Here is a 1,649-nt window from a genome sequence, read left to right as displayed (position 1 = left end):
CAATGTCATTTAGTTAAGGTCCAGAGCCAATAATCAAGAGCAAGAGCAGGTTATCGAAAAGATAGCCCGCTCTTTTTTTTGCGTATATACGAAAAAAAAGCTTGACTTCTGGTTGTAAGTGTGTGGCGAAGCCCCTTGAAAAACGAGGAGGTTTCGCCAATGAATGAGTACGCGAATGCACTAAAACAAACGCTGACATCCCTCATACGAGAAATGTCAGCAGCACCCGCACCTTATGTCAAGAACCCTAATAAAGATTTTACCCGCAAGAAGAAGCTGCCCTTTGAGACGGTAATGGAACTCCTGATTTCCATGGGCGGCAACAGCATATACAAGGAACTCTTGGAATCGCAGGGTTATGACGTAAACACTGCAACCACGTCTGCTTTTGTCCAGCAGAGGAACAAGATCCTGCCATCTGCTGTGGAATTCTTGTTTCACAAATTTACGCAATCATATACGGATATCAAGAACTACCGAGGGTATCGATTACTTGCCGTTGACGGTTCGGATTTACAGTTCGCAACGGACTCCACGGACACGGATACCTACTTTCAAAATCAACCGAACACAAAAGGCTATAACCTTCTACATTTAAACGCAGCCTACGATTTGTGTAACAGACTTTACGTGGATGCCATTGTTCAGTCAAGAAGGTTGTGGAACGAGGGAAGAGCACTGGCAGAGATGGTTGGCCGTTCCCCCATCAAAGGAAAAACCATTGTCATTGCCGATCGAGGCTATGAGAGTTACAACAATTTCGCGCATATTGAACGCAAAAAGTGGAACTATGTCATACGTGTAAAGGATCTGGACTCAAATGGTATCCTTTCGGGCCTGCGTTTGCCCACTGGAGGAGAGTTTGATATTGACGTTCATCTGACACTCACCAAAAAACAAACCAAAGAGATCAAGGCTCATCCCGAGATGTACAAGTTCGTTCCTTCCACTTCCACATTCGATTTTTTGGATCTGCATGACAACTTGTTTTACCCAATTTCTTTTCGGGTTGTTCGTTTTGTCCTGCCTTATGGTACTTATGAAACCGTCATTACGAATCTCTCTGCCGTTGATTTCCCACCCGATGAAATCAAGTCCATATATAACATGCGGTGGGGTATTGAAACCTCGTTCAGGGCATTAAAATACACCGTCGGTCTGACGAGTTTTCACGCAAAGAGACAAGAGTCCATCATCCAAGAGATATTCGCAAGAATGATCATGTACAATTTCGCCGAAATGATTACCTCGCACGTAGTCATTTCCCAAATGGATAAGCGGCACCAATACCAAGTTAACTTCACGGTCGCCGTTCTCGTTTGTAGACATTTCCTGCGATCAAGGAACAATGAACCCCCGCCCGATGTTGAAGCGCTGATTCGTAAAAACATTTTGCCGATTCGACCCATTCGCCAAGGGCAGAAGAATACGCGCAAAATTCGCAATAAATCAGCGGTTAGCTTCGTTTACAGAGTAGCATAATTCGTCTCATTTGAACATTTTTTTAGCGGATGTTCCATCCGCTTGTTTGCTGTGCGCTTTTATTTCTATTTCCGTCAAAAACAAACGGCACAGGACTTCTCCCCATGCCGTTTGTCTTTTCATTTGTTGCTCCAAATTTTATATTTGGGCTTATCTTAATGACATTG

The 1,649-nt window shown here is 43.8% G+C and carries 1 protein-coding gene; it reads left to right on the top strand.

The genetic code is table 11. The features are described 5' to 3' along the window. Window positions 1–159 precede the first annotated feature (159 nt). Window positions 160–1,482 (top strand): IS4 family transposase, encoded by a 1,323-nt coding sequence (locus KQI79_RS27240; protein ID WP_216541461.1) that lies wholly within the window; start codon window positions 160–162, stop codon window positions 1,480–1,482. The last annotated feature ends 167 nt before the right edge of the window (window positions 1,483–1,649 follow it).

Origin of the sequence: Paenibacillus sp. MSJ-34 (assembly GCF_018918005.1) — a bacterium.
Classification (GTDB): Bacteria; Bacillota; Bacilli; order Paenibacillales; family Paenibacillaceae; genus MSJ-34.
Note: the sequence above shows the minus strand (reverse complement) of the source record. Positions and strands in the feature narration are given on the sequence as shown.

What these genes read in the sequence shown, in the direction of transcription:
- KQI79_RS27240 (WP_216541461.1), top strand. Translation starts at nt 160, where the DNA reads ATGAATGAGTACGCGAATGCACTAAAACAAACGCTGACATCCCTCATA.